Source organism: Aliihoeflea sp. PC F10.4, assembly GCF_054612275.1.
In genome coordinates this window covers 2,002,351-2,026,480 of record NZ_JBTSWH010000001.1, presented here as the reverse complement: position 1 = coordinate 2,026,480, position 24,130 = coordinate 2,002,351, and the positions used below count along the sequence as shown (strand labels likewise).

At 61.1% G+C, this 24,130-nt stretch carries 26 protein-coding genes and 1 tRNA gene; 18 read left to right on the top strand and 9 right to left on the bottom strand.

Features of this window, described 5'->3' with window-relative positions; all coding sequences use genetic code 11:
* Positions 1-2: 2 nt before the first annotated feature.
* The 3 genes from ACX82Z_RS10185 to hemB all read right to left on the bottom strand — a co-directional run bounded on the left by ACX82Z_RS10185 (position 3) and on the right by hemB (position 2,417).
* Entirely contained in the window at positions 3-749 is a 747-nt protein-coding gene (locus ACX82Z_RS10185; RefSeq protein ID WP_459588457.1) for an arginyltransferase, read from the bottom strand.
* Between the two features lie 90 nt (positions 750-839).
* The gene (locus ACX82Z_RS10180) at positions 840-1,319 is read right to left on the bottom strand and encodes an RDD family protein (RefSeq protein WP_459588455.1); all 480 of its coding nucleotides are present in this window, start codon (positions 1,317-1,319) and stop codon (positions 840-842) included.
* A gap of 66 nt (positions 1,320-1,385) precedes the next feature.
* Positions 1,386-2,417 carry a porphobilinogen synthase gene (gene hemB, locus ACX82Z_RS10175; RefSeq protein WP_459588454.1) on the bottom strand — a complete coding sequence of 344 codons (1,032 nt, stop codon included), beginning with the start codon at positions 2,415-2,417 and terminating at the stop codon, positions 1,386-1,388.
* Between the two features lie 100 nt (positions 2,418-2,517).
* On the opposite strand from hemB, the gene ACX82Z_RS10170 reads away from it, so the two are divergent.
* From ACX82Z_RS10170 to ACX82Z_RS10120, 11 genes are all read left to right on the top strand, one after another.
* The gene (locus ACX82Z_RS10170) at positions 2,518-2,937 is read left to right on the top strand and encodes a DUF6163 family protein (RefSeq protein ID WP_459588453.1); all 420 of its coding nucleotides are present in this window, start codon (positions 2,518-2,520) and stop codon (positions 2,935-2,937) included.
* A gap of 159 nt (positions 2,938-3,096) precedes the next feature.
* Positions 3,097-3,612 (top strand): transcriptional regulator LdtR, encoded by a 516-nt coding sequence (gene ldtR, locus ACX82Z_RS10165; protein WP_459588452.1) that lies wholly within the window; start codon positions 3,097-3,099, stop codon positions 3,610-3,612.
* Between the two features lie 247 nt (positions 3,613-3,859).
* The gene (locus ACX82Z_RS10160) at positions 3,860-5,110 is read left to right on the top strand and encodes a L,D-transpeptidase family protein (RefSeq protein WP_459588451.1); all 1,251 of its coding nucleotides are present in this window, start codon (positions 3,860-3,862) and stop codon (positions 5,108-5,110) included.
* Positions 5,111-5,279: 169 nt separating this feature from the next.
* Positions 5,280-6,593: a serine hydroxymethyltransferase gene (gene glyA / locus ACX82Z_RS10155; protein WP_459588450.1), complete on the top strand. Its 1,314-nt coding sequence runs from the start codon at positions 5,280-5,282 to the stop codon at positions 6,591-6,593.
* Positions 6,594-6,627: 34 nt separating this feature from the next.
* On the top strand, positions 6,628-7,098 hold the full coding sequence (nrdR, locus tag ACX82Z_RS10150) for a transcriptional regulator NrdR (RefSeq protein ID WP_459588449.1): 471 nt from the start codon (positions 6,628-6,630) through the stop codon (positions 7,096-7,098).
* Between the two features lie 26 nt (positions 7,099-7,124).
* Positions 7,125-8,201 (top strand): bifunctional diaminohydroxyphosphoribosylaminopyrimidine deaminase/5-amino-6-(5-phosphoribosylamino)uracil reductase RibD, encoded by a 1,077-nt coding sequence (gene ribD, locus ACX82Z_RS10145; RefSeq protein ID WP_459588447.1) that lies wholly within the window; start codon positions 7,125-7,127, stop codon positions 8,199-8,201.
* Positions 8,201-8,812, top strand: a complete 612-nt coding sequence (locus ACX82Z_RS10140; protein ID WP_459588446.1) for a riboflavin synthase — start codon at positions 8,201-8,203, stop codon at positions 8,810-8,812. Before ribD ends, ACX82Z_RS10140 begins: the two co-directional genes overlap by 1 nt.
* Positions 8,813-8,920: 108 nt before the next feature.
* A complete protein-coding gene (ribH, locus tag ACX82Z_RS10135) occupies positions 8,921-9,385 on the top strand; it encodes a 6,7-dimethyl-8-ribityllumazine synthase (protein WP_459588445.1) in 465 nt (154 codons plus the stop codon).
* Positions 9,382-9,888 carry a transcription antitermination factor NusB gene (gene nusB / locus ACX82Z_RS10130; RefSeq protein ID WP_459588443.1) on the top strand — a complete coding sequence of 169 codons (507 nt, stop codon included), beginning with the start codon at positions 9,382-9,384 and terminating at the stop codon, positions 9,886-9,888. Before ribH ends, nusB begins: the two co-directional genes overlap by 4 nt.
* Positions 9,885-11,093: an MFS transporter gene (locus ACX82Z_RS10125; RefSeq protein WP_459588441.1), complete on the top strand. Its 1,209-nt coding sequence runs from the start codon at positions 9,885-9,887 to the stop codon at positions 11,091-11,093. The genes nusB and ACX82Z_RS10125 overlap by 4 nt, the downstream gene beginning before the upstream one ends.
* Before the next feature lie 144 nt (positions 11,094-11,237).
* Positions 11,238-13,379: a sodium-translocating pyrophosphatase gene (locus tag ACX82Z_RS10120; protein WP_459588439.1), complete on the top strand. Its 2,142-nt coding sequence runs from the start codon at positions 11,238-11,240 to the stop codon at positions 13,377-13,379.
* Between the two features lie 69 nt (positions 13,380-13,448).
* Here the strand turns inward: ACX82Z_RS10120 and ACX82Z_RS10115 are convergent, their stop codons facing one another.
* Entirely contained in the window at positions 13,449-13,961 is a 513-nt protein-coding gene (locus ACX82Z_RS10115) for an outer membrane protein assembly factor BamE (RefSeq protein ID WP_459588437.1), read from the bottom strand.
* A 132-nt stretch (positions 13,962-14,093) separates the two neighbouring features.
* Between ACX82Z_RS10115 and ACX82Z_RS10110 the strand changes: the two genes are divergently transcribed.
* The 7 genes from ACX82Z_RS10110 (at position 14,094) to ACX82Z_RS10080 (ending at position 18,896) form a co-directional block, all read left to right on the top strand.
* Complete coding sequence (locus ACX82Z_RS10110) at positions 14,094-14,660, top strand: ubiquinol-cytochrome C chaperone family protein (protein WP_459588436.1); 567 nt, start codon at positions 14,094-14,096, stop codon at positions 14,658-14,660.
* On the top strand, positions 14,657-15,202 hold the full coding sequence (locus ACX82Z_RS10105; protein WP_459588434.1) for a YceD family protein: 546 nt from the start codon (positions 14,657-14,659) through the stop codon (positions 15,200-15,202). Before ACX82Z_RS10110 ends, ACX82Z_RS10105 begins: the two co-directional genes overlap by 4 nt.
* Before the next feature lie 152 nt (positions 15,203-15,354).
* Positions 15,355-16,419 (top strand): phosphate acyltransferase PlsX, encoded by a 1,065-nt coding sequence (gene plsX, locus ACX82Z_RS10100; RefSeq protein WP_459588432.1) that lies wholly within the window; start codon positions 15,355-15,357, stop codon positions 16,417-16,419.
* A 10-nt stretch (positions 16,420-16,429) separates the two neighbouring features.
* Positions 16,430-17,401 carry a beta-ketoacyl-ACP synthase III gene (locus tag ACX82Z_RS10095; RefSeq protein ID WP_459911701.1) on the top strand — a complete coding sequence of 324 codons (972 nt, stop codon included), beginning with the start codon at positions 16,430-16,432 and terminating at the stop codon, positions 17,399-17,401.
* 111 nt (positions 17,402-17,512) lie between these two features.
* A complete protein-coding gene (locus ACX82Z_RS10090; RefSeq protein WP_459588430.1) occupies positions 17,513-17,854 on the top strand; it encodes an integration host factor subunit alpha in 342 nt (113 codons plus the stop codon).
* A 109-nt stretch (positions 17,855-17,963) separates the two neighbouring features.
* Positions 17,964-18,506 carry a MerR family transcriptional regulator gene (locus ACX82Z_RS10085; RefSeq protein ID WP_459588429.1) on the top strand — a complete coding sequence of 181 codons (543 nt, stop codon included), beginning with the start codon at positions 17,964-17,966 and terminating at the stop codon, positions 18,504-18,506.
* An 81-nt stretch (positions 18,507-18,587) separates the two neighbouring features.
* Positions 18,588-18,896 (top strand): hypothetical protein, encoded by a 309-nt coding sequence (locus tag ACX82Z_RS10080; protein ID WP_459588428.1) that lies wholly within the window; start codon positions 18,588-18,590, stop codon positions 18,894-18,896.
* A 527-nt stretch (positions 18,897-19,423) separates the two neighbouring features.
* Here ACX82Z_RS10080 and ACX82Z_RS10075 read toward each other — a convergent pair.
* The 5 genes from ACX82Z_RS10075 to ACX82Z_RS10055 all read right to left on the bottom strand — a co-directional run bounded on the left by ACX82Z_RS10075 (position 19,424) and on the right by ACX82Z_RS10055 (position 24,102).
* Positions 19,424-19,500: transfer RNA gene (locus ACX82Z_RS10075), tRNA-Pro, on the bottom strand.
* A 14-nt stretch (positions 19,501-19,514) separates the two neighbouring features.
* Complete coding sequence (locus tag ACX82Z_RS10070) at positions 19,515-20,807, bottom strand: O-antigen ligase family protein (protein WP_459588426.1); 1,293 nt, start codon at positions 20,805-20,807, stop codon at positions 19,515-19,517.
* Complete coding sequence (locus ACX82Z_RS10065) at positions 20,804-22,342, bottom strand: undecaprenyl-phosphate glucose phosphotransferase (RefSeq protein WP_459588424.1); 1,539 nt, start codon at positions 22,340-22,342, stop codon at positions 20,804-20,806. Before ACX82Z_RS10065 ends, ACX82Z_RS10070 begins: the two co-directional genes overlap by 4 nt.
* 76 nt (positions 22,343-22,418) lie before the next feature.
* Positions 22,419-23,522, bottom strand: coding sequence for a glycosyltransferase family 4 protein (locus ACX82Z_RS10060; protein WP_459588422.1), 1,104 nt, complete (start codon positions 23,520-23,522; stop codon positions 22,419-22,421).
* Between the two features lie 22 nt (positions 23,523-23,544).
* Positions 23,545-24,102 (bottom strand): polysaccharide biosynthesis/export family protein, encoded by a 558-nt coding sequence (locus ACX82Z_RS10055; RefSeq protein ID WP_459588420.1) that lies wholly within the window; start codon positions 24,100-24,102, stop codon positions 23,545-23,547.
* Positions 24,103-24,130: the final 28 nt, after the last annotated feature.

Here is a 24,130-nt window from a genome sequence, read left to right as displayed (position 1 = left end):
GGTTACTCCACTCGGTCCCAGCCTTGCGGGCCGAGATGCTCCTGCGGCTTGAAGCGCACCTTGTAGCCCATCTTGCGCGAACCGTTGACCCAGTAGCCGAGATAGACATGCGGCAGGCCGAGCGCCTTGGCGCGGGCGATGTGGTCGAGGATCATGAAGGTGCCAAGCGAGCGTTCCTCCATGTCGGGTCGGAAAAACGAATAGACCATCGAAAGGCCGTCCGCCATCCGGTCGGAGAGCGCAACCGCGATCAGTTCGCCATGCCCTTGTCCGGTCATGAAGGTGTCTGGTCCGCGCCGGCGGTATTCGATGATACGTGTGTCGACATGGCTGTCCTCGACCATCATCGCATAGTCGAGCACGGTCATGTCCGACATGCCGCCACGCTTGTGGCGCGCGTCGAGATAGGAGCGGAAGAGGGAATATTGTTCGCTTGACGGTTCCGCCTTGTGCTCGGCGCCGACCAGATCCGCGTTGCGCGCGATAACGCGCTTCATATTGCGCGTCGGCTGGAATTCGCCGGCAAGAATGCGCACCGAAACGCAGGCCCGGCAGGTCTCGCAAGCTGGACGATAGGCGATGTTTTGCGAACGGCGAAAGCCGCCCTGCGTCAACAGATCGTTGAGTTCCGGTGCCTTCTCGCCGACGAGATGGGTGAAGACCTTACGCTCGAATTCGCCTTCGATGTAAGGGCAGGGTGAGGGAGCCGTCAGGAAGAACTGGGGCGACTGCTTTGGCTGGTGCGTCATGAAACGGTCGAGTCGGGATTGTCTGCCGCGTTGGCGACTATGAAATCCCTGCGCGGGCGACTTGGCAAGCGGTCTCGAAAAGAAACGCGATCAACGATCGGTGCGCGCGACAACGGTGCCGAGAAGAAGGTCGTGAACCGCGCGCTTGCGGTCGAGGAAAAGCGTTGCAAGCAGGATGAAAGGCGTCAGCAGCGCATTGCCTGCCCAGAACAGGATGGAGTGCAGGATTGCGAGCGCGCCCTCGACGCGTCCGCCATCCAGCCGTTCGAGGCGAATGTTCATCATGCGCATGCCGATGGTCGCCTGCGCGGGGCTGCCGAGCGTGTACCAGATGTAGGCGAGCGCGACGAGCGGGAAGAGAACGCCGAAAAGTACCCATCCGAGGCCGAGTGTGAGCACGCCGAGAACGGCGATGACGATCGCCGGCAGGATCATCAGAAGACCGACGATCAGATAATCTATGCAAAAGGCAAGGACGCGGCGCGTGCGCACACCGTCATAGACACGCGCGTCGTCGAGACGATCGCTCAAAATCTCGCCCGTGTGGATGTGATCGCTCGAAGAAGTCATTCGTCAGTCCTTGCGTTGCCTTGCGCTTAAATGGGAAACGGCAAGGTGTCGTGCAAGTTGCGAGGGTCAGCCTTTGAGCAACTCGGCAACGCGCGGCGCGAAATAGGTCAGGATGCCGTCGCATCCGGCGCGCTTGAAGCAAAGCAGGCTTTCCATCATCGCGCGTTCGCCGTCGATCCAGCCATTGGCCGAAGCGGCTTCGATCATCGCGTACTCGCCCGACACCTGATAGGCGAAGGTCGGCAGGTCGAATTCATCCTTCATCTGCCGGATGACGTCGAGATAGGGCAGGCCGGGCTTGACCATCAGCATGTCCGCGCCTTCGAGCACGTCCTGCTCGGCTTCGCGCAAGGCTTCCGAAGCGTTGGCGGCGTCCAGATAGTAAGTCTTCTTGTCGCCCTTCAGGAGTCCACTGGTGCCGATAGCCTCGCGGTAAGGGCCATAGAAAGCAGACGCGAACTTCGCCGCGTAGGACATGATCGTCACGTCCTGAAAGCCAGCCTGATCGAGCGCGTCGCGCACCGCACCGATCCGCCCGTCCATCATGTCGGAAGGAGCGATAATGTCGGCGCCGGCTGCAGCCTGAAGCACCGCTGCGGCGGCAACCTGTGCTACGGTCTCGTCATTGACGATGATGCCGTCTCGCAGGATGCCGTCATGGCCGTGGCTGGTGAAGGGGTCGAGAGCGGCGTCCGTGATGACACCAATTTCCGGCACCGCTTCCTTGATCGCGCGCGTTGCGCGGTTGATGAGGTTGTCCGGATCGAGAATGTGCGAGCCGGTCTGGTCGCGCAGACCGATCTCGATATTCGGAAAGATGGCGAGCGCAGGAATGCCAAGTTTTGCTGCGCGTTCGGCTTCGGCAACGGCGACATCGACCGAGAACCGTTCGACATGCGGCATCGATCCCAGCGGGTCGCGCCGGTTTTCCCCATCGACCACGAAGATCGGCCAGATCAGATCGTCGACCGTCACCTGCGTTTCACGCACCATGCGCCGGGACCAGTCCGCCTTGCGCGAACGACGCAGCCGACGCGAACCGGTGATCTCATCCACCGTTCGCGGGCTGTTCGCAGCAATGCGGGTCATCTTGTTCATAATCATGTCTCCTGATGGCGCGGATGTATCATGAGCGCGTGGTTCGGTCCAATATGCGCCGCGCATCCGAAACCCTTCCGCATACCCGGGGAAACACGCATTGATTCGTCCGCTCTATCCCGCCGTGCCACGTGTTTCCTCGGCCGACGCCCTCTACGCGATTTTCATCAGGTCGGTGGCCGCCCTGTGCGCAGGGCTTGGTCTTCTCTACTGGATACGGCTCATCGGCTTTTACGACGGCCTGACATGGCGCTTCGACCTGATGCCGATTCATTGGCAGATCGCGGCCGTCTGCCTTGCGGTGCTTTATCCGTTCGCGGCGAGCGGGCTTTGGATGCTCGCCTCCTGGGGTCCTGTCGTCTGGTTCGTCTGCGCCGCTGCCGAGACCATCATGTATGCCGGCTTTCCCAGGATGTACGGCAACCGTGACATCGTCCTCATTGTCCACGCGCTGACGGCCGTCATTTATATAGGCTTCCGCCTGCACAGGCTTGCACGGCGGCGTAGAGAGGAAAAATGAACCTTTCGGTTTGACTCCTGCTTAACCGTGAAATGCGCAACTTCCCGGTAAGCTCATGTTAAGCCTGCGGTTTAAGTCGAATTTTAGATGCATTGCGTAGGGTCGTGACCAAGGTGAGATCAAAAACAAAATCACCGGCGTTTAACGAGAGGCACGACAATGATCAATTCGCGTACGACGTCGAAGAACGTCCAGAACAACGAAGGCGAGAACGAGAGCATCCGTTCGCTTTATCTTGAATCACTTCAGCTGGTCGAACGCCTGCACCGCCGTCTTCTTGACGTTATCAAGGACGAGTTCGACCGCAACGGCCGCAGTGACATCAATGCTATCCAGGCGCTGCTGCTCTTCAATATCGGTTCGTCCGAACTGACGGCCGGCGAACTGCGCTCGCGCGGCTACTATCTCGGCTCAAACGTTTCCTACAATCTGAAGAAGCTGGTCGATCTCGACTTCATTCATCATCAGCGCTCGCGCGTCGACCGTCGTTCGGTCCGTGTCAGCCTGACGCCGAAAGGTCGCGAGATCGCCGAACTGGTGGGCGCGCTCTACGACCGCCACATCGGCTCGATCGAGAAGGTTGGCGGCATCGGTGAAGACGAATTCCAGCAGATGAACAAGGCTCTCCAGCGCCTCGACCGCTTCTGGAACGATACGATCGCCTACCGTATGTAAGGCTTCATACGCATCTCGTGCCCTTTGCTGCGCGGCGAGCATCACTGTCGCTCTTGAGCAACACCGCTCGCCCGCATGCCCTTTGGTCACGATGACGCCATATTGCCGCTACATCGGGAAAGCACGCGGGTGGCCTTGGGCCGCACCGTCGGCTGGACCGGTCGCTTTTCATTAAGGTTAACCGCGTAGTCTTGCCGTTCGGACCGCATTTGCAGTCGCCGTCATGTCTGAAGCGTCGGGAACCACGATGAAAACCAGCCGCAGAACCTTCCTCACCGGTGCAGGCGCGCTTGCCGCAGCCGCCATTTCGCAAAGCGCACATGCGCAGGCAGGCATCGATCAGATCATCGGCGCGACACGGCGCGGATGGGACGACCAGTTCGATGCGCAAGGCTCGGCCGGCGCACAGGTCGCCACGACCCGCCCGATCTTCAGCCCCGATACGCTCGGCCACGTTCAAAATGCGATCGGCCAGTATCAGAACATCGTTGCAGGTGGCGGCTGGCCATCGGTTCCCGATCAGAACAAGCTTCAGCTCGGCGTCGTCCATCCAGATGTCGAGACCATGCGCCGCCGTCTGATGATCTCCGGCGACCTGTCGGAAGGAGCAGGCATTTCGCCGTCCTTCGACACCTATGTCGATGCGGCGCTCAAGCGCTTCCAGACGCGTCACGGAATTCCTGCCGACGGCGTCACCGGCCCCTACACCTATCGTTCGTTGAATGCGTCTGCCGATGTCCGCCTCGGCCAGCTCCAGCGCAACCTCGACCGGCTGGGCGAGACGGTCGGCTCGACGGCCAACCGTTATGTGATGGTGAACATTCCCGCTGCAGAGATCGAGGCTGTCGAGGCCGGGCGCGTGGTGTCGCGCCACGTTGCGGTGGTCGGTAAAATCGATCGCCAGACGCCGATCCTCAAGTCGAACATCCACCAGATCGTCGTCAATCCGTATTGGAACGCGCCCGAATCGATCGTGCGCCGTGACATCATTCCGCTGGTCCGGCAGAACCCGAATTATCTCGAGGAAAACGGCATCCGCATTCTCGGCTCAGACGGGCAGGAGGTCGATCCGCTGACGATCAACTGGCAAACGGAAGAAGCTGCACGCCTGCGCTTCCGTCAGGACCCGGGCCGGATCAACGCGATGGCATCGGTCAAGATCGATTTCCACAATCCGCACGCGGTCTATATGCACGATACGCCGCAGCAGAGCCTTTTCGCCGATCAGGGCCGGTTCCACTCCTCGGGCTGCGTACGCGTCCAGAATGTGCGCGACCTCGTCACTTGGATTCTGCGTGAGACCGATGGCTGGGACCGCAACCGTTTCGAACAAACGATCGTCAACGACTCGGACGTCAAGGTGGCCGTCTCCAATCCGGTACAGGTGCATTTCAGCTATGTCTCGGCATGGTCCAGCAGCGATGGCGTGGTCCAGTTCCGCGACGATATCTACGCGCTCGACGGTTCGTCCGAGTTGCAGATATCGGACGCGACCTGAGCGTGCCCATCCGCATTTCGAAAGGCCGCCCACGGGCGGCCTTTTTCGTTTCGGCCGGTCGCTGCCAAGACAACAAATACCGTGCCGAGACCGTGGAAGAAGGCGCGATAGTATGATAATCGCGCCGCTTCACGATCTTCGATATCAAGCGCCAAAGGGTTGATCTGACATGGCCATCGCGACCGCTGCTTCCGCTCAGGCAAACGGCTTCTTCACGCAAACGCTCGCCGAGCGCGATCCGGACATTTTCGATGCTATCGAAAAGGAACTCGGTCGCCAGCGCCACGAGATCGAACTGATCGCTTCGGAAAATATCGTTTCCCGCGCCGTTCTTGAGGCGCAGGGTTCGATCATGACGAACAAATATGCCGAGGGGTATCCCGGCAAGCGCTATTACGGCGGCTGCCAGTTCGTCGACATCGCCGAGGAACTGGCGATCGAGCGCGCCAAGAAGCTCTTCGGCTGCAATTTCGCCAACGTACAGCCGAACTCTGGCTCGCAGATGAACCAGGCCGTGTTTCTGGCTTTGCTCCAGCCGGGCGACACCTTCATGGGGCTCGACCTCAATTCGGGCGGGCACCTGACGCATGGCTCGCCGGTCAACATGTCCGGCAAATGGTTCAACGTCGTGTCCTACGGCGTGCGCGAAGACGATCACCTTCTCGACATGGACGAGGTGGAGCGCCTTGCCCATGAAACGAAGCCCAAGCTGATTCTTGCCGGCGGCACGGCCTATTCGCGCATCTGGGACTGGAAGCGCTTCCGCGAGATCGCCGATGCGGTCGGTGCGTATCTGATGGTCGACATGGCGCATATAGCCGGCCTCGTTGCGGGCGGCGTTCATCCGTCGCCGATCCCGCATGCTCATGTCGTCACCACCACGACGCACAAATCCCTGCGCGGTCCGCGCGGCGGCATGATCCTGTCGAATGACGAGGCCATCGCCAAGAAGATCAATTCGGCCGTGTTCCCCGGCTTGCAGGGCGGCCCGCTGATGCACGTCATCGCCGCCAAGGCTGTGGCGTTCGGCGAAGCGTTGCAGCCCGAGTTCAAATCCTATGCGGCCGATGTCGTCGCCAACGCCAAGGCGCTGGCCGAAAGCCTCAAGGAAACCGGCCTCGACATCGTCTCGGGCGGCACCGACAACCATCTGATGCTGGTCGATCTTCGCCCGAAGAATGCGACCGGCAAGCGTGCTGAAGCCGCGCTTGGCCGCGCCAATATCACCTGCAACAAGAACGGCATTCCGTTCGATCCCGAAAAGCCGTTCGTCACCTCCGGCATCCGTCTCGGCACGCCTGCCGGAACGACGCGTGGCTTCGGGGTTGCCGAATTCCGCGAGATCGGCAAGCTGATCGCCGAAGTGCTCGACGGGCTGAAGGCCGCCAATTCCGACGAAGGTAACGCTGCCGTGGAAGCGGCGGTGCAGAAGAAGATTGTCGCGCTCACCGACCGCTTTCCGCTTTACCCCTATATGGGCTAAGGGAACGGGCAGCACTCGATAACGAAGGCATTCCATGCGCTGCCCATATTGCCAGTCGGAAGACACACAGGTGAAGGATTCGCGGCCTGCCGAGGATGGGCAAGCCATCCGGCGCAGGCGCGTCTGTCCCGTCTGCGGCGGACGCTTCACCACTTTCGAGCGCGTCCAGTTGCGCGATCTCGTCGTCATCAAGCGGTCGGGACGCAAGGTGCCGTTCGACCGCGACAAGCTGATGCGCTCGGTCGAAACCGCATTGCGTAAGCGCAATGTCGAGCCCGAGCGGATCGACCGCGCCGTCACCGGCATCGTGCGGCAACTCGAAAGCTCGGGCGAGACGGAAATTCCGTCCGACGAGATCGGTCTGCTCGTCATGGAGGCGCTGAAGACGCTTGACGATGTTGCCTATGTGCGCTTCGCATCCGTCTACCGCAATTTCCGGGAAGCCAAGGACTTTCACGAGTTGCTCGGTGAATTGAAGGGCGACGACGACCCTGTCCGCGAATGAGGCCTGAGGAAACGGATCGTCGCTTCATGGCGTCCGCGATCCGTCTGTCACGGCGCAATCTTGGCCTGACGGGGACCAATCCTTCGGTTGGAACGCTGATCGTGCGTGATGACGGGCAGGGACCGCGCATCGTCGGTCGGGGCGTTACTGCCATCGGCGGGCGGCCGCATGCCGAGGCCGAAGCGCTTGGCGAGGCCGGTGAGCTTGCACGCGGCGCGACCGCCTATGTCACGCTCGAACCTTGCGCACATCATGGTCGCACACCGCCTTGCGCCGAAGCGCTGGTGCGCGCCGGGATCAGCCGTCTCGTCGGCGCGGCAGCCGATCCCGACCTGCGTGTGGCTGGTAAGGGCTATGCGATCCTCGAAAGCGCAGGCGTGAGCGTAACGCGCGGAGTGCTGGCTGACGAAGCTGCCGATCTTCTACGCGGTTACCTCACTCGCTCGGTTAAAAAACGGCCGGAAGTGACTCTGAAACTGGCTGTTTCGGCGGACGGAATGATCGGCCGGGCAGGTGAGGGCCAGGTTTCTATTTCCGGCCCGGTCTCCCGCAGGCAGGCGCATTTGATGCGCGTCGAAAGCGACGCGATCCTCGTCGGTATTGGAACTGCCGAAGCCGACGATCCGGAATTGACGTGCCGTCTGCCAGGTCTCGAGCGGCGCTCGCCCGTTCGCATCGTGCTCGATCGCAGCGCGCGCCTGTCGCTTTCCTCCAAACTTGTCAAAGGCGCGCGCCAGACCCAGCTTTTGCTTGCTTCCGGCATCGAGGCGGATGCGGATCGCCGCGCGGCGCTGGAAGGTTCCGGCGTCGGGTTCATCGCGAGCGACGCGCATGAGGGCCGCATCGCGCTTCCCGAACTGCTGGAGGACCTAGCCGCGCGAGGCGTCTTGACGCTTCTCGTCGAAGGTGGTGCGGCGACGGCCCGCCATTTTCTCGACGAGGGGCTTGTCGACCGTCTGGTTCTGTTCGAGAGCAAGATTCTTGTCGGCGCGAATGGCATCGCCTCGCCGATCAAGCCTGACGCGGTGCCGAAGGAATTTACGCTCACGCGCCGGGATCGCCTCGGCGACGATATCCGACATGAATATGTAAGGCCGTTTTGATGTTCACTGGCATAGTCACCGACATTGGCGAAGTCGAGCGCGTCGAACCGCGCGACAAGGGCGTGCGGCTGCGTATCGGTACTGTCTACGATCCCGCGACGATCGATATCGGCGCGTCGATAGCCTGTTCGGGCGTGTGCCTCACGGTTGTCGCGCTGCCCGATCCGTCATCCAACGCGCGTTGGTTCGAGGTCGAAGCGTGGGAAGAGGCGCTTCGCTTGACCACAGCGGGAAACTGGCAGGCGGCAACGCGGCTCAACCTCGAACGCGCTCTCAAGATGGGGGATGAACTCGGCGGTCACATCGTTTCGGGCCATGTCGATGGGCTCGCCGAAATCGTCGAACGCAAGGACGAGGGAGAGGCGGTGCGCTTCCGGCTTCGCGCACCGGCACATCTGGCAAAATTCATCGCGCCGAAGGGGTCCGTCGCGCTGGACGGCACGTCGTTGACGGTCAACGCCGTCGAGGGCGACGAGTTCGACGTCCTGCTCATCCATCATTCCCTGCATGTGACGACTTGGGGCGAGCGGCAGGCGGGGGATCATGTCAATCTCGAGGTCGATACGATGGCGCGCTACGCGGCACGCCTGATGGAAGCGGGTCGAACTTGATCGGCACGAGCGCTCGCTGAAGCGCTGACGACCAGTCATTTTTGCTAGTTCCGGCTTGCGAAGGCGGTCGGATCGGCCTAAGTCACCGGGCCAATCCCGGAGACGACCATGCCCAATCAGGAACCCCTCAAAGTTCTGATCGTCGAAGCGCGCTTCTATGACGATCTTGCCGACGCGTTGCTCGACGGCGCCAAAGCGGCGCTCGACGCGGCCGGTGCCGCTTACGATGTGGTGACCGTTCCGGGCGCGCTTGAAATTCCGGCGGTCGTTTCACTCGCGCTCGATGGTGCGGATTCCGGCGGCAAAGACTACGATGCCTTCGTGGCGCTCGGTTGCGTCATCCGTGGCGAAACCTATCATTTCGATATCGTCGCAAACGAATCCTGTCGCGCGCTGATGGACCTTTCGGTCAATGAATCGCTCGCGATCGGAAACGGTATTCTGACCGTCGAAAACGAAGACCAAGCGTGGGCGCGTGCCCGCAAGAGCGAAGGCGACAAGGGCGGCTTTGCGGCGCGCGCTGCGCTCACCATGGTCGATATCCGCAAGCGGCTTTCGGGAGCCGCCCGATGAGCGATGCCAAGGAAGTCGGCGGCACGCCACCCGTCCGCCAGGCAAACAAGCGTGGTGCGGCGCGGCTCGCTGCTGTTCAGGCGCTCTACCAGATGGACGTGGTCGGCACCGGCCTTCTCGAAATCGCGGCCGAATACGAGGCGCATCGTCTCGGCAAGGAAGTCGACGGCGAGGTCTATCGCGAGGCCGACGCGCAATGGTTCCGGGCGATCCTTTCGGGCGTCGTCGAGGAACAGAAGACGATCGATCCCGTCATCCGCCAGTCGCTGACAGATGACTGGCCGCTGTCGCGCCTCGACTCTACACTCCGCGCGATCCTGCGTGCAGGCGTCTACGAATTGATGAAGCGTGCCGACGTTCCCGTCGCCGTGATCGTCACCGAATATGTCGATATCGCCAAGGCCTTCTATACCGAAGACGAGCCGAAGCTCGTCAACGCCGTGCTCGATCGGGTCGCCCGCCGCGTGCGCAATGAAGGGCGTGGAGGCTCACCGAAAGAATGAGTTCCGGCGAAGCCCGTGACGCGCGCAGCACGGCCGTCATTTTGGCCGCCGCTCAAGCCATCGTCGGGTCCGCAGCGCCGATCGCCATCTCCATAGGCGGTCTTGCCGGCTACTACCTTCTCGGTTCCGACAAGAGCCTGGCCACTGTCCCGGTAACGGGCTTTACGGTTGGTGTGGCCCTTGGTGCGATACCCGCCGCCATGTTCTTGAAATGGCTCGGGCTTCGCCAGGGCTTTATGTGGGGGACGGCTGCGACGGCCGCTGGCGGCATCGTGGCGACCGTGGCGCTCTTCAACGCGAGCTTCTGGCTGTTCGCTTTCGGCCTGCTTCTGATCGGCATCGGCAACGCGTTCGTTCAACAGTTTCGTTTTGCGGCGGCCGAGACAGCCCCGCCTGAATTCAAGGCACGGGCGATTTCTTTCGTGCTTGCGGGCGGTGTGCTTACCGCCATTATCGGCCCGCAAATTGTCATCTTCACCCGCGAACTCTTCGCACCGGTCATGTTCGCCGGTTCTTTTGCGTCGGTATTGATCATAGCGGCGGCGGGTGCGATCGTTCTCTCTTTCCTCCGGGCGGGGCAACAGGCGAGCGCCGAGGGTACGTCCGATACGCGACCTGCGCGGCCGCTCGGCGAAATCACACGCCAGCCCGCTTATGCGGTTGGTCTTCTCTGCGGTGTCGGTACTTACGCGCTTATGAGCTTCGTCATGACGGGTGCGCCGCTTGCCATGGTCGGGTGCGGTTTCACGACAGATCAGGCGACGCTGGGCATATCCTGGCACGTGATGGCGATGTTCGCGCCAAGCTTTTTCACCGGCAAGCTGATCGCGCGTTTCGGCAAGGAGCGCATCGTGGCGGCGGGTCTTGCACTTTTGATCCTGTGTGCCGTCGTCGCCTTGTCCGGCATCGCGCTGTGGCAGTTCTGGACATCGCTCATCCTGCTCGGCATCGGCTGGAATTTCGGTTTCATCGGCGCGACCGCCATGGTCGCCGAAACGTACCGCTCTTCCGAAAAAGGTCGGGCGTTGGGCTTTCACGATTTCATGCTGTTCTCGTCGGTTGCCTTCGGTTCTTTCATGTCCGGTCAGGTCTATAATATGTCCGGCTGGGATATGCTGAACTGGATCGTCTTCCCGGTCGCGCTTCTATGCCTGGCCGCGCTCGGCATCCTTGCGATGCTGCGCAGGCGCGCCGCCATGGCGTGACGTTACCCAAGGTCAGAATAACTCCTTGATGTTGGCGAAACGCTTCGCATAAGCTGCCGGAGAAAGCCGGTTGCCTAGCGATTCCGGCTTCGTCCAACAGGCTCGGGAGGGGATCTGCGGGCCAGAATTCAGGGAAAAATCGGCATGACCATGCTTTACGTCGTCATTGCCTGCGGTTTGCTGTCCATCGTTTACGCGATCTGGGCGACCCAATCGGTTCTTGCGGCCGATCAGGGCAATGCACGCATGCAGGAGATTGCAGGCGCGATCCGGGAGGGCGCGCAGGCTTATCTCGCTCGTCAATACACAACCATCGCCATTGTCGGCGTCGTCGTCTTTCTTCTGACATGGTGGCTCCTGTCGGGCACGGCCGCGATCGGCTTCCTGATCGGCGCGGTCCTTTCGGGCGTCGCGGGCTTCATCGGAATGCACGTCTCCGTGCGCGCGAATGTGCGTACCGCACAGGCGGCTTCCAACAGTCTCTCCGCCGGCCTCGACATCGCCTTCAAGGCGGGCGCGATCACCGGCATGCTGGTCGCCGGTCTCGCGCTTCTCGCGGTCTCTGTCTATTACTGGGTTCTGGTCGGCCCGATGGGCGCGGCACCCTCGGACCGCACGGTCATCGACGCGCTCGTCGCTCTCGGTTTTGGCGCATCGCTGATTTCGATCTTCGCGCGTCTCGGCGGCGGCATCTTCACCAAGGGCGCGGATGTCGGCGGCGATCTCGTCGGCAAGGTCGAGGCAGGCATTCCCGAGGACGACCCGCGCAATCCTGCCACCATCGCGGACAATGTCGGCGACAATGTCGGCGACTGCGCCGGCATGGCGGCCGATCTGTTCGAGACCTACGCGGTGACGGTCGTCGCCACGATGGTTCTGGCTGCCATCTTTTTCATTGGATCGGACGTTCTCGCCAGCGTCATGATCTATCCGCTGGCGATCTGCGGCGCATGTATCATCACGTCGATCGTCGGAACCTTCTTCGTCAAGCTCGGCTCGAACGCGTCGATCATGGGTGCGCTTTATCGCGGCCTGATCGTCACCGGGCTTTTGACGGTCGTCGGCATCGCCGCCGCCACTTCGCTGACCATCGGTTGGGGTTCGATCGGCACCGTGGGTGGCATCGACATCACCGGCACGAATCTGTTCATCTGCGGGCTGATCGGCCTCGTTGTCACCGCACTGATCGTCGTTATCACCGAATATTATACGGGAACGAACAAGCGTCCGGTGAACTCGATCGCGCAGGCGTCCGTGACCGGCCATGGCACGAACGTTATTCAGGGGCTGGCCGTTTCGCTCGAATCCACCGCGCTGCCCGCGATCGTCATCATCGGCGGTATTTTGGCGACGTTCCAGCTTGCCGGCCTGTTCGGAACCGCGATCGCGGTGACGACCATGCTCGGTCTTGCCGGTATGATCGTTGCGCTCGACGCGTTCGGGCCGGTTACCGACAATGCGGGCGGCATCGCCGAAATGTCGGGCCTGCCGCCGGAAGTGCGTCAGTCTACCGACGCGCTCGACGCTGTCGGCAACACGACGAAAGCGGTGACGAAGGGTTACGCGATCGGTTCCGCCGGTTTGGGCGCGCTGGTTCTGTTCGCGGCCTATTCCTATGATCTGGAATATTTCATCGCGAACCCGGACCAGTATCCGTATTTCGCCGGCATGGAGGACGTGTCCTTCTCGCTGTCCAACCCCTATGTGGTGGCCGGCCTGCTTTTCGGCGGCCTCATCCCGTATCTTTTCGGCGGCATCGCCATGACTGCCGTCGGCCGTGCGGCTGGCGCAATCGTGGAGGAGGTGCGTCGTCAATTCCGCGAGGACCCGGGCATCATGGCCGGAACGTCCAAGCCGAACTACGCACGCGCGGTCGATCTTCTAACCCGGGCGGCGATCAAGGAAATGATCGTCCCCTCGCTGCTGCCCGTACTGGCACCACTGGTCGTCTATTTCGGCGTGCTTCTGGTGTCAGGGTCGAAAGCGGCCGCGTTCGCCGCGCTCGGCGCGACGCTTCTGGGCGTCATCGTCAATGGGTTGTTCGTCGCCATTTCGATGACGTCGGGCGGCGGTGCCTGGGACAATGCCAAGAAGTCCTTCGAAGACGGCTTCGTCGACAAGGACGGTACGCGGCATTTGAAGGGTTCGGACGCACACAAGGCGTCGGTGACGGGCGACACCGTGGGCGATCCCTACAAGGATACGGCAGGTCCCGCCGTCAATCCGGCGATCAAGATCACCAACATCATGGCGCTTCTTCTGCTAGCCGTGCTCGCGCACGGTTGAGCGGAGGTCATAAACGAAAAAAGCCGCGGGTTTCCCGCGGCTTTTTTGTTTTCCGAAGTCGCCTGACGGTCAGAACCCGACCGAACCCGGTGAACTGCCCGGCGTCGGAGCGCCGCCGCCACCGACACCTGCGATCAGCTGCTGGATGAATCCCATGTCGCGTCCGCCGGTGGGCGTGGTGCGCGAGATGAAGTCGAACACCCGTCCGTCCTGCAGGCCGTAATTGGATATCTGGGTGACCCGATTGTCCGCACCGAAATAGACCGCGAGAATTCGCCGGTCGACGACGCGCGGGTTCTGGAACGCCACGCTGCGAACCGCAGTCTGCGAAATGTAGTAGTAGGTCTCGTTGTCGAATGTCGCAGTCGTTGTCGGCGTGCCGAGCGCAAGCTGGACCTGCTCGCGGCTGGAGCCGACCGGGACGAGTTCGAGCATCTGCTCATCGATCACGTAGCCTTGCGTGAAGGTCTGACGCGGATTGAAATCGTCCGAGACGGAGCAGCCGGCAACGCTCAGTGCGAGGAGGCCAGCGAGCCCCGAAGTGACGAGCCGTGCGCGGCTCTTGAAATTCCGTCCTAGCAACGACAACTCCCTGACTTGGAACAGGACGACGCTTGCGCCCGCGGGCAAAAGCGGTAAACCAGCTTGCGCGCCGATGCAACATATCGAGGCCGAAACCCGTCCCGACAAAAACGCTCACAGGAGCCTTGTGCGATGTTCAGTCGATTGTTCGGCAAGCGCCGAAACGAAAACGCCAGGATCGTCGGCAAGCTCTATGATCGGGTCGTCGTGGCCGCACGTCAACCGACTTTCTATGCGGATTGGAACGTACCCGATACGCCGCTTGGCCGCTACGAAATGATGGCGCTGCACATGTTTCTGTTCCTTCACCGCACGCGCAGCGCCACCGGGAGCCTAGCAGAGGTCGCGCAGGAACTGACGGACGAATTTTTCAAGGATGTGGACCATTCGTTGCGCGAACTCGGCATTGGCGATGTCGGCGTCCCGAAACGCATGAAAAAACTTGCCCGCATGTTTTACGGCCGCGCCGAATCATATGGAGCCGCAGTCGATGCAGGCGACCGCGCGGTTTTAATGGAGGCGCTCTCCCGCAATATTTTGCCGGGGGGAGAGCCGTGGCCGCAGGCCGGCAACATGGCCGATTACATCATGGCGTCCGTCGATGCATTGCGCGGCCAGAGTGATGACGCGCTCGCTGCCGGCGAGGTGGTCTACCTGCCTGCCGATGCGGCCGCGCAGCAGGAAGGATCGGCAGCATGACCACGACGGACAGCCCCATTTCCTTCGGCGTCAACGTGTTGCGGCTACCCGCCAGCGGTATGCCGGTCAGGTTTGAGGCCGATGACGAACAAAAGGCGGCGCTTGCAAATGCGCATAGCCTCGTCGGGATGAAAACGTTTCACGCCGACTTGCTGGTCGCCAACTGGAAGCGCGATGGCGTTAAGGTGACGGGCCGTGTCAAGGCATCCATCGTCCAGACTTGCGGCGTTTCGCTTGAGCCTCTCGACGCGGTGGTCGATAGCGAAATTCACGCGCTGTTCGTGCCGGAAGGATCGCGGCTTGCGCGGCCGGACGTTCTGGAGGGCGGCGAAATGCTTCTAGACGCGGAGGGTGAAGACGGGCCGGAACCGTTTTCCGGCGATACGATCGACGTGGGCGCGCTTGCCGAAGAATTTTTCGCGCTTGGGATCGATCCCTATCCGCGCAAGGCGGGCAGCGCGGCGTCTGTCGCCGTTGATGAGGACGACGAGGCGCGCGGTCCTCTCTATGAAAAGTTGAAGGGCCTGAAGGGCAAGGTCTGATCCGGTGCCTGCGTTGGCGAGTATATCCCTGCAACGGAGACACGCGCGGCTTGCCTGTGCATAAGCAGGTTGCCTGATGGAGTGAAAACGGTATTTTCGCCGCACTTTGCTGAAATTTCGCCCGTCTCGGGTCAATGAAAGACGATTCACGCGTGATACGCATTTCCATCGACGCCATGGGCGGAGACCACGGACCGAAAACGACGCTTGCCGGCCTGGCGCGCGTCGCCGAGCGTCGTCCGGACGTCCGCTTCCTGATCTACGGCCGCGAGGACGAGGTGAAGCCGGTCCTCGACGGATTGCCGAAGCTGGCCGCGGTTTCGCAGTTCTTCCACAGCGAAATCTCCGTGCGGATGGACGACAAGCCAAGCCAGGCCTTGCGTCAGGGACGCTGGAAATCGTCGATGTGGAAGGCGATCGATGCCGTCAAGAACGACGAGGCCGATGTGTGCGTGTCGGCCGGCAATACCGGCGCGCTGATGGCGATGTCGAAATTCTGCCTGCGCACCATGGCGAATGTCGAGCGCCCCGCGATCGCGGCGATCTGGCCGACCGTGCGCGGCGAAAGCGTCGTTCTCGATGTCGGCGCGACGATCGGCGCGGACGCGCATCAGCTGATCGACTTCGCCATTCTCGGCTCGGCCATGGCCCGCGCGCTGTTCGATATCGAGCGCCCGTCCGTCGGCCTTCTCAATGTCGGCGTCGAGGAGATCAAGGGACAGGAAGAGGTCAAGGAAGCGGGCCGCATCCTGCGTGAGATCGACCTCAAATCGATGGATTATCGCGGCTTCGTCGAAGGTGACGATCTTGGCAAGGGCACGGTCGACGTCGTCGTGACCGAAGGCTTTGCCGGTAACATCGCACTGAAGACTGCCGAGGGCACGGCACGGCAGATCGCGCAATATCTGCGCGAGGCCATGTCGAGCAGCATGATGTCGAAAATGGGCTACCTGCTCGCCAGGGGCGCCTTCGCGCTGCTGCGCGAGAAGATGGATGTGCGCAAGGCCAATGGCGGCGTGTTCCTCGGCCTCAACGGCATCGTCGTCAAAAGCCATGGCGGCACCGACGAGGAAGGGTTCGCAGCCGCGGTTGAGCTTGGCTATGACATGGCCAGGGGCAAGCTGAAGGACCGGATCGATTCGGAGCTAAGGCAGTTCCACGGACGCCTGCGCCCTTCGCGCGACGAAAAGGAAGAGCCGGCAACGGCCGGAAAGTGAGATGAGTTCAATGATCAGATCGGTCGTCCGGTCGGTGGGCAAATCCCTGCCTCGCCGCGTGGTTAAGAATGCCGAACTCGAAGGTATGATCGAAACTTCCGATGCCTGGATCGTTCAGCGAACCGGTATCCGGCAGCGTTACATCGCGGCAGATGACGAGACAACGGCATCGCTTGGCGAGGCGGCCGCGCGCGCCGCGCTGGATGCAGCAGGGCTGACGATCGACGACATCGACCTCATCGTTCTGGCGACCTCCACGCCGAACAACACCTTTCCCGCCACGGCTGTCGAGATCCAGGAGCGGCTCGGCATGCGCCACGGCTTCGCCTTCGACATGCAGGCGGTGTGTTCCGGCTTCGTCTACGCGGTCAATACGGCCGATCTTTATCTGCGCGGCGGCATGGCCAAGCGTGTCATCGTCATCGGTTCGGAAACGTTCTCGCGCATTCTCGATTGGGAAGACCGCTCGACCTGCGTTCTCTTCGGCGACGGTGCCGGCGCTGTCATTCTTGAGGCGCAGGAAGGCGAGGGGACGATTGCGGACCGCGGAATTCTGGCAGCTAGCCTGCGCTCCGACGGCTCGCACCGCGAAAAGCTCTATGTCGACGGCGGGCCGTCGACGACGCGTACCGTGGGCGTCCTGCGCATGGAAGGTCGCGAGGTGTTCAAGCATGCGGTCGGCATGATCACCGACGTGATCGTCTCCGTATTCGACCAGGCCGGCGTGACGGCTGACGACATCGACTGGTTCGTGCCGCATCAGGCCAACAAGCGTATCATCGATGCGTCGGCGAAGAAGCTCGGAATTGCCGAGGAGAAGGTCGTCATCACCGTCGATCAGCACGGCAACACGTCGGCTGCCTCCGTGCCGCTCGCTTTGTGCGAGGGCGTCGAGACGGGGCGCATCAAGCAGGGCGATCTCGTTCTTCTCGAAGCGATGGGCGGCGGCTTTACCTGGGGCGCCGTGCTTGTCCGTTGGTAAGGAGCGGATAAAGCCAGCGTCGCCAATGGGTTCTTGACCTCGACACCCCAATTTTCTAACGTCTCGGCCGGATTGATAATTTCCAGTTTTCCAGAATGGTTGGGACGACCGATGGGGGGAACGACTTTAACGCGTGCCGATCTTGCGGAGACGGTCTACCGACAGGTGGGATTGTCTCGCACGGAGTCCGCGCAACTTGTCGAGATGGTTCTCGACGAGATCTGCGACGCGATCGTTCGCGGTGAGACTGTCAAGCTGTCCTCATTTGCGACCTTTCAGGTTCGTTCCAAGAACGAACGCGTCGGCCGCAACCCCAAAACGGGTGAGGAAGTCCCCATTCTTCCGCGCAGGGTCATGACATTCAAGGCGTCGAACGTTCTCAAGGAGCGTATTCTCGACGCGCATCGCGCCGCGTCCCTTCCCGAAAAAACGGCGAAGGTCGCCAAGGGCTGACCTCCCGTTCATCAACATCATTTGCTGGCTGTCGGCCGACAGGTGCTTGAATATTTTCGGCTAAGGGACTGTAATAAGCGGCGAATCGCGAGCCGAAAGCGAATCCGCCATGGAAAAGTCCCCCGACGCCTTCCGCACCATCAGTGAAGTTGCGGACGATCTAGACCTGCCCCAGCACGTTCTACGTTTCTGGGAGACACGGTTCACGCAGATCAAACCGATGAAACGCGGCGGCGGTCGCCGTTATTATCGTCCGCAGGATGTCGAACTGATTAAAGGCATCCGGCACATGCTCTACGATCAGGGCTACACCATCAAGGGCGTACAGAAGCTCCTGCGCGAGAACGGCAACCAGTTCGTGGTTGCGATCGGCAATGGCGATCTGGCAGCCGTCGAGGCCATTGCGCAGCGCAAGCAGGCCGAGGCGCAAGCAGCCGAACCATTGCCGGTGGGCGATGACGATGACGGAGAGATCGTCGTCGGGCAGGCAAGGGCAAAGCCCGCCAGACGGTTTTTCGGGCTGGGACGCTCGGAAGAGGACGGCCCCGTCGCCGCCGATGGCGAACGCCTGTCGCGCGACAACCGAGCACTTTTGCAGGAGGCTCTTTTCGACCTTCTGGAGTGCAAGCGTCTTCTCGATCAGGTCCGATAGTTCGATCGCGTAGGGTCAGGTGGAACCAAGCGCATTCGCTGCCGTTGTCAGGCAACCACGTGGCGGATGGAAGGACCACTTATGTCATATTCGATTTTCGGCGGGCGACGTTCCTGGGACGATGAACTCGAGCACAGGATTTCCCACCTCACCAAGGAATTGAACTCGCTGTCGCGTGAAGCGCGCAAGCGCGGTTCTCATCTTTATGACGACACCCGCGAGACCGCGTCGGACGCCTATGGCGAATTAAGCGACCGCATTCACGACTGGATGCCGGTCGTGCGCAAGCAGGCCCGCCATGCCGAGCAGGCCGCGCGCGATAATCCGGCGCTGGTCCTTGCCGGCGTGGCAGCTATCGGACTCGCGGCGGCGCTGCTTTTACGTCGCTGATATCGGATGAGAAAATTGAGAAAGGGCCGGATTCACCGGCCCTTTTTGCATGGGCGATCAGAAATATGATTGGAACGACCGACGAGGTCGCGCGTGTTCACGCTCAGGATTCGCCAAAATCCCAGGTTGCCCACATCAAGCATACGGCAGCACTGACGAGCACGATCTCGAACCATCCGAAGTAACTTAGTATAGACATCTCAATCCTCCCAGATTGACGGCCCTCCCAAGCCGATACTGACGCAACGTAATTTCATGAATTTGGTTGCGCCTGAAGCCTATAATCGCACATTTTTGATCGTTTGTCGAAAGAGTACGCCTCGCTCATTCCGAATTGTTCTTGGAATGATAAAGACTCGCCAGTTTTTATTGGGCGAGCACGAGCGGATATGGCGAACACGCTCTGAAAATGTTTGCCGTGTTCGACCACGCGCCCGAGTGGCCGGGGGTCGCCTCGGCGAGCACCCGCAATGAGGTTGGCAATGTGTGATGCTAATCAACGATGGTAGCTAAGTCGTTGATTTAAATGGTCGGAGCGGCGGGATTCGAACCCACGACCCCTTGACCCCCAGTCAAGTGCGCTACCGGGCTGCGCTACGCTCCGAACCGGGGCAAGCTCTAATTGTTCGGCCGGGGCAAGGCAAGCGCATAATTGCCGCCCGCGCGTAAAAGCCCCGGTGCCGTTCGGGAAGCCTCGCGCTGATATCGGACTTCCAGCGCCATACAACCCCAGATGATTCCCATCAGAAGATAGAAATGCCGCCAGTGATCCATATCGATCACCGTGCCAAGGAGGATGTGCCCGACGAAGACCAGCCAGGCGCACAGGAGATAGGGCTGCCACGGACGCTCGCGAAACAGGATTCGAAAGCCGCCGGCGACCGTCCAGATCAGAAGCGTCGAATAGGCGGCAAACCCGATCCATCCATAATCCATCAGCGACTTGAGCCAGATATTGTGCGTGTCTTCGCCGAAGATCGTGCCGAACACGAGCGGCCCGATGCCGAGCGGCCGTTCGGCGGCGAGTGCGAAACCCATGCCGAACCGGGCAAATCGCCCTAGCCGAGCGCCGTCATAGTCCTGCACGAGCTGCGCGCGCTCGAGAAACAGACCCGCAACGGCCGGAATTTGAAGGGCGACGACGATGGCAAGCGCTACGAGGCCAATCGCGAGAAGCCCCATGGTCAATATGCGCAATCTGAGCCGGTTGCTGGACGAGCGCACGAAGAGCGTCATGCAAAGCAGGATCGCAGTAACGGCATAAAGTCCCCATGCGCCGCGCGAGAACGACAGGAAGATCGCCATGCTGAGAACCAGAAGGCCGATTGCCGGCACGATCATCCGGCCTGGGCGGCTGGTTATCAGAGCATGGAGAAGCCATATCGCCGGCATGACGAGGAACGGCCCGAAGACGTTTGGGTCCTTGAACGCGCCCGAAGCGCGATTGTAGAGCGTAAAGCGATCGGCACCGGGAAATGCGTTGAAATAGCCCAGAATGCCGAGCATCGCGGTCAGGCATGCCGCCAATGTCCAGCCGATGAAGATCGGGCGCAGCAATTCGTGCCGCTTTTCGATGATGGCCGCGAAAAAGACCGCGCTGAGTGCGAGAAATGCTGTGACGGCCAGATAAAGCGGTGTGCCGCCATAATCGGACATGCGGGTCATCGAGATCATGCCGCCGATGAGGTAGACGACCCAAAGCGCGAGGAGAGGCGCGACGGTGCGCGAGATGGTGAGGCCCAAAAGCGCCCAAACACCGATGAGCCCGACCATGTAGAGTTCATAAGGCGCGGGCTCGTTCTGGACGAACCCGGCCAGCGCCACGCCGAGACCGACCGCGACGGGGATCGCGAGCGAGACGAGCTTGGCGTCTATCGCCGATCGGGGCAGGGGATGCGTGGACGCCTTCAATATGCGTTCTCCGTATTGAGGAGACGAACAGGCGTCAAAAACAGGATTTTGAGGTCGAAGCCGAGCGACCAGTTCTCGATATAGTCGAGATCGTATTCGGTACGGCGGCGGATCTTGTCGTCATTGTCGATTTCGCCACGAAGACCATTGATCTGCGCCCACCCGGTGACGCCGGGCTTCACGCGGTGGCGCGCGAAATAGCCGTCGACGACTTCTTCGAAAAGCCGGTTTTGCGAAAAACCCTTCAACGCATGCGGGCGCGGACCGACAAGCGAAAGCGATCCGCCAAGCGCGTTGAAGAATTGCGGCAACTCGTCAATCGACGTCTTGCGGATGAAGCGGCCGACGCGGGTAACGCGCGGATCGCCTTTGGTGACGACGCGCCGGGCATGAGGATCGTTCTGGTCGGCATACATCGAGCGGAATTTCCAGACCTCGATGACCTCGTTGTTGAAGCCGTGCCGCTTCTGCTTGAAGAAGACCGGGCCTTTGCTGTCGAGCTTGATGGCGATCGCGGTCGCAATCATGATCGGCGAGAAGACGAGAAGTCCGGCCAGGCTGAAGACGATGTCGAAGAGCCGCTTGGCGACCGAGTCCCAATCGTTGATCGGCTTGTCGAAGATATCGAGCATCGGCACCGAGCCGACATAGGAATAGGCGCGGGGGCGAAAGCGCAATTGGCTCGAATGCGCCGACAGGCGGATGTCGACCGGCAAAACCCAAAGCCGCTTGAGAAGCGACAAGACGCGCGATTGCGCGCTGAGGGGCAGCGAGACGATGAGCATGTCGACGCGGGCCATGCGGGCGAATTCGACCAGTTCGGCAACGGAGCCGAGCTTGGGATATCCGGCGACGACCGCAGGCGAGCGGGTATCGTCGCGATCGTCGAAGATGCCGCAAATGCGGATGTCGTTGTCGGGGTCCTGCTCGATCATGCGGATCAGCGTTTCGGCCGGCTTGCCCCCGCCTACGATGAGCGCGCGTCGTTCCATCGTTCCATCGCGTGCCCAGCGCCGGATCAGCGCGGCCAGAACAAGCCGTGTGAGGAGCATGAGCGTCAGCGCGGTGACGAGCCAGCCCGCGAACCAGACGCGCGAAAACTCGGCCGATATTTTCAGGAAGAACCCGGCCATGGCGAGCAGCGCGAAGGATGCCGTCACGATCAGCGCCATTTTCGGCAGATATCTCAAGGGGCGGCGCAAAACGCCGAGCTGGTAGAGATTGGCCAGTTCGAGCAGGAACACGGTGAGCGCCGAACCGGCGAGAATGACGAGCGGATAGGCATAAGTCAGCCCGATCGAAGCACCCGTATAGACGATGAAAACGGCAATTCCGCCAAGCGTCACGAGCGCGAATTCGGTAAGCCGAAGTAGTCCGCTGATCATAACCGGCGATGTCGTGTTGCGCCGGTATTGCGAGGCGATCTGGCGCGCGACCGGATTGAGCTCTACCGGAGCAGACGTCGATGCGCCTTCCTTGAAGGCGTGAACGGCTTCTGCCGTGAACGGATGATGGCTTGGTTTGGACTTGTTCATCGAAACGCTCGCAAATTCCCGGGAACGCTAGCGTTGCGCGCCTAAGAAAGCCTTGAAATGCGAGATCGGGCCAGCGTCAGACGCTTTTACGGTAAACGCTTTCGATACGCTGCGCCATCGCCGATGCGCTGAAACGATCGCGCAAAATATCTGTCGGCGGCATCAGGGCGGGCAACCATTGGGGGTCGGCCATTGCCTGGCTCATCTTTTCGGCAAGATCGACAACGGTTGGCCGCGTCAGCGCGTCGCTGGTCTTTCCCAGAATTTCGGGAATGCCGCCGACTGCGCTCGCGATCATGGCACGCCCGGCCGCCAGCGCTTCAAGGACGATGTAGGGCATCGCTTCGGCACGCGAGGGCACGACCATGAATCGGGCCAAGGCGAACGCCTCACGTGCCGGCATCGCTGGATGAAATTTGATGTCGAGGCCGAGTTCGGCCGCGCGTGCCCGGTAGCGCGGTACCCCTTCGCCGTCGCCCACCATATGAGCGCGAACGTCCGGAAAACGCGTACGTGCCTGCGCAAGCGCTTCGATGAAGAGGTCCGGACCCTTCAGGTCGCGCATCATGCCGATATAAAGAAAATCGGCAGCGTCGGTAGCAGTATCGACAGGCTCGAACTCGATTTCCTGAACCCCGTTATAGACGAGGCTTTCGGCCGCGCGCGGCTCGCCGATCTTGTCGATATAAGTCTGGCGCTCGAACTGCGAGACGAAAAGAATGTGGTCGCAGAACCGTTCAAGCTGGCGTTCAAGGAAGAAATAGTTGCGCCCGGACCTCGAATTTCGATCGTAATGCAGCACGCCGCCATGCGGCGAATAAAGCCGCACCAGCGACCGGTTACGGCGTTTGATGAGCGAGCCGAAGACGCGTGAATAAGCGCCGCCTTTCGCGCCGTGGCCGTGAAGCACGTCCGGTTTGAGCGCGCTTATGGTGCGGTATGTGCGGATTGCCGCGGACAAGTCGCCCATGCCGATCTGGCGTTGCATGGCAATGCGATGAACGCCCAGCGAAAGGTAGGGCGCGACGTTTTGGAAGAGACGGTCCTCGTGTTCACCGCCGGTGCTGGAATCGCACACGATAGCGACTTCGTGCCCTGCGGCGTGCTGTGCCATTGCAAGGTCGCGGACATGGCGGAAGATGCCGCCGACAGGAGATCTGAACGCGTGAACGATACGCATTCCACTTTATAGGCAGCGAACTCTAAAAGAACCGTTCGCGGATATAGAGCGTATCGCCGGGCAGAACCGGGTCGCTGGTGCTCACGCGTCCGGTCATGACTTCACCATTGATCTGGCGGGTGATGTCTACGTCGCGTTGCTGTGCGCGCGGCGTGAAGCCTCCCGCCGACGCGATGGCTTTCTGGACGGTCATTCCGGGCACGAAGGAATATTGTCCGGCCGCGCCTACCTCGCCCATGATGAAAACGGGTCGGTAGCGATCGACTTCGGCGGTCACGTCGGGATCGCGCAGATAGCCGTTGCGCAGCATCGTCGCGATCTGGCGCTCGATCTGCTGAAGCGTGTGACCACGGGCGGCGACGGGCCCGATCAAAGGGAAGGCAATATAGCCGGACTGGTCGACGGAATAGGTGTTGGTCAGCGAGTCCTGCTCGAAGACGGAAATGCGCAGACGGTCACCCGCATCTAGAACGTAGGGTTGGTTGATCGCCTCATGAAACGCGTGTGGTGCCGGCTGATAGCTCGCGCACGATGCCAGCGGGGCAACGGCAAGCAAACAGTATAGAGTGTAGCGTTTCATCGCCGTTAGGTGTCCCCTGAGCCGCGAA

What these genes read in the sequence shown, in the direction of transcription:
- ACX82Z_RS10185 (WP_459588457.1), bottom strand. Translation starts at nt 749, where the DNA reads ATGACGCACCAGCCAAAGCAGTCGCCCCAGTTCTTCCTGACGGCTCCC.
- ACX82Z_RS10180 (WP_459588455.1), bottom strand. Translation starts at nt 1,319, where the DNA reads ATGACTTCTTCGAGCGATCACATCCACACGGGCGAGATTTTGAGCGAT.
- hemB (WP_459588454.1), bottom strand. Translation starts at nt 2,417, where the DNA reads ATGAACAAGATGACCCGCATTGCTGCGAACAGCCCGCGAACGGTGGAT.
- ldtR (WP_459588452.1), top strand. Translation starts at nt 3,097, where the DNA reads ATGATCAATTCGCGTACGACGTCGAAGAACGTCCAGAACAACGAAGGC.
- ACX82Z_RS10160 (WP_459588451.1), top strand. Translation starts at nt 3,860, where the DNA reads ATGAAAACCAGCCGCAGAACCTTCCTCACCGGTGCAGGCGCGCTTGCC.
- glyA (WP_459588450.1), top strand. Translation starts at nt 5,280, where the DNA reads ATGGCCATCGCGACCGCTGCTTCCGCTCAGGCAAACGGCTTCTTCACG.
- nrdR (WP_459588449.1), top strand. Translation starts at nt 6,628, where the DNA reads ATGCGCTGCCCATATTGCCAGTCGGAAGACACACAGGTGAAGGATTCG.
- ribD (WP_459588447.1), top strand. Translation starts at nt 7,125, where the DNA reads ATGGCGTCCGCGATCCGTCTGTCACGGCGCAATCTTGGCCTGACGGGG.
- ACX82Z_RS10140 (WP_459588446.1), top strand. Translation starts at nt 8,201, where the DNA reads ATGTTCACTGGCATAGTCACCGACATTGGCGAAGTCGAGCGCGTCGAA.
- ribH (WP_459588445.1), top strand. Translation starts at nt 8,921, where the DNA reads ATGCCCAATCAGGAACCCCTCAAAGTTCTGATCGTCGAAGCGCGCTTC.
- nusB (WP_459588443.1), top strand. Translation starts at nt 9,382, where the DNA reads ATGAGCGATGCCAAGGAAGTCGGCGGCACGCCACCCGTCCGCCAGGCA.
- ACX82Z_RS10125 (WP_459588441.1), top strand. Translation starts at nt 9,885, where the DNA reads ATGAGTTCCGGCGAAGCCCGTGACGCGCGCAGCACGGCCGTCATTTTG.
- ACX82Z_RS10120 (WP_459588439.1), top strand. Translation starts at nt 11,238, where the DNA reads ATGACCATGCTTTACGTCGTCATTGCCTGCGGTTTGCTGTCCATCGTT.
- ACX82Z_RS10110 (WP_459588436.1), top strand. Translation starts at nt 14,094, where the DNA reads ATGTTCAGTCGATTGTTCGGCAAGCGCCGAAACGAAAACGCCAGGATC.
- ACX82Z_RS10105 (WP_459588434.1), top strand. Translation starts at nt 14,657, where the DNA reads ATGACCACGACGGACAGCCCCATTTCCTTCGGCGTCAACGTGTTGCGG.
- ACX82Z_RS10095 (WP_459911701.1), top strand. Translation starts at nt 16,430, where the DNA reads ATGATCAGATCGGTCGTCCGGTCGGTGGGCAAATCCCTGCCTCGCCGC.
- ACX82Z_RS10090 (WP_459588430.1), top strand. Translation starts at nt 17,513, where the DNA reads ATGGGGGGAACGACTTTAACGCGTGCCGATCTTGCGGAGACGGTCTAC.
- ACX82Z_RS10085 (WP_459588429.1), top strand. Translation starts at nt 17,964, where the DNA reads ATGGAAAAGTCCCCCGACGCCTTCCGCACCATCAGTGAAGTTGCGGAC.
- ACX82Z_RS10080 (WP_459588428.1), top strand. Translation starts at nt 18,588, where the DNA reads ATGTCATATTCGATTTTCGGCGGGCGACGTTCCTGGGACGATGAACTC.
- ACX82Z_RS10065 (WP_459588424.1), bottom strand. Translation starts at nt 22,342, where the DNA reads ATGAACAAGTCCAAACCAAGCCATCATCCGTTCACGGCAGAAGCCGTT.
- ACX82Z_RS10060 (WP_459588422.1), bottom strand. Translation starts at nt 23,522, where the DNA reads ATGCGTATCGTTCACGCGTTCAGATCTCCTGTCGGCGGCATCTTCCGC.
- ACX82Z_RS10055 (WP_459588420.1), bottom strand. Translation starts at nt 24,102, where the DNA reads ATGAAACGCTACACTCTATACTGTTTGCTTGCCGTTGCCCCGCTGGCA.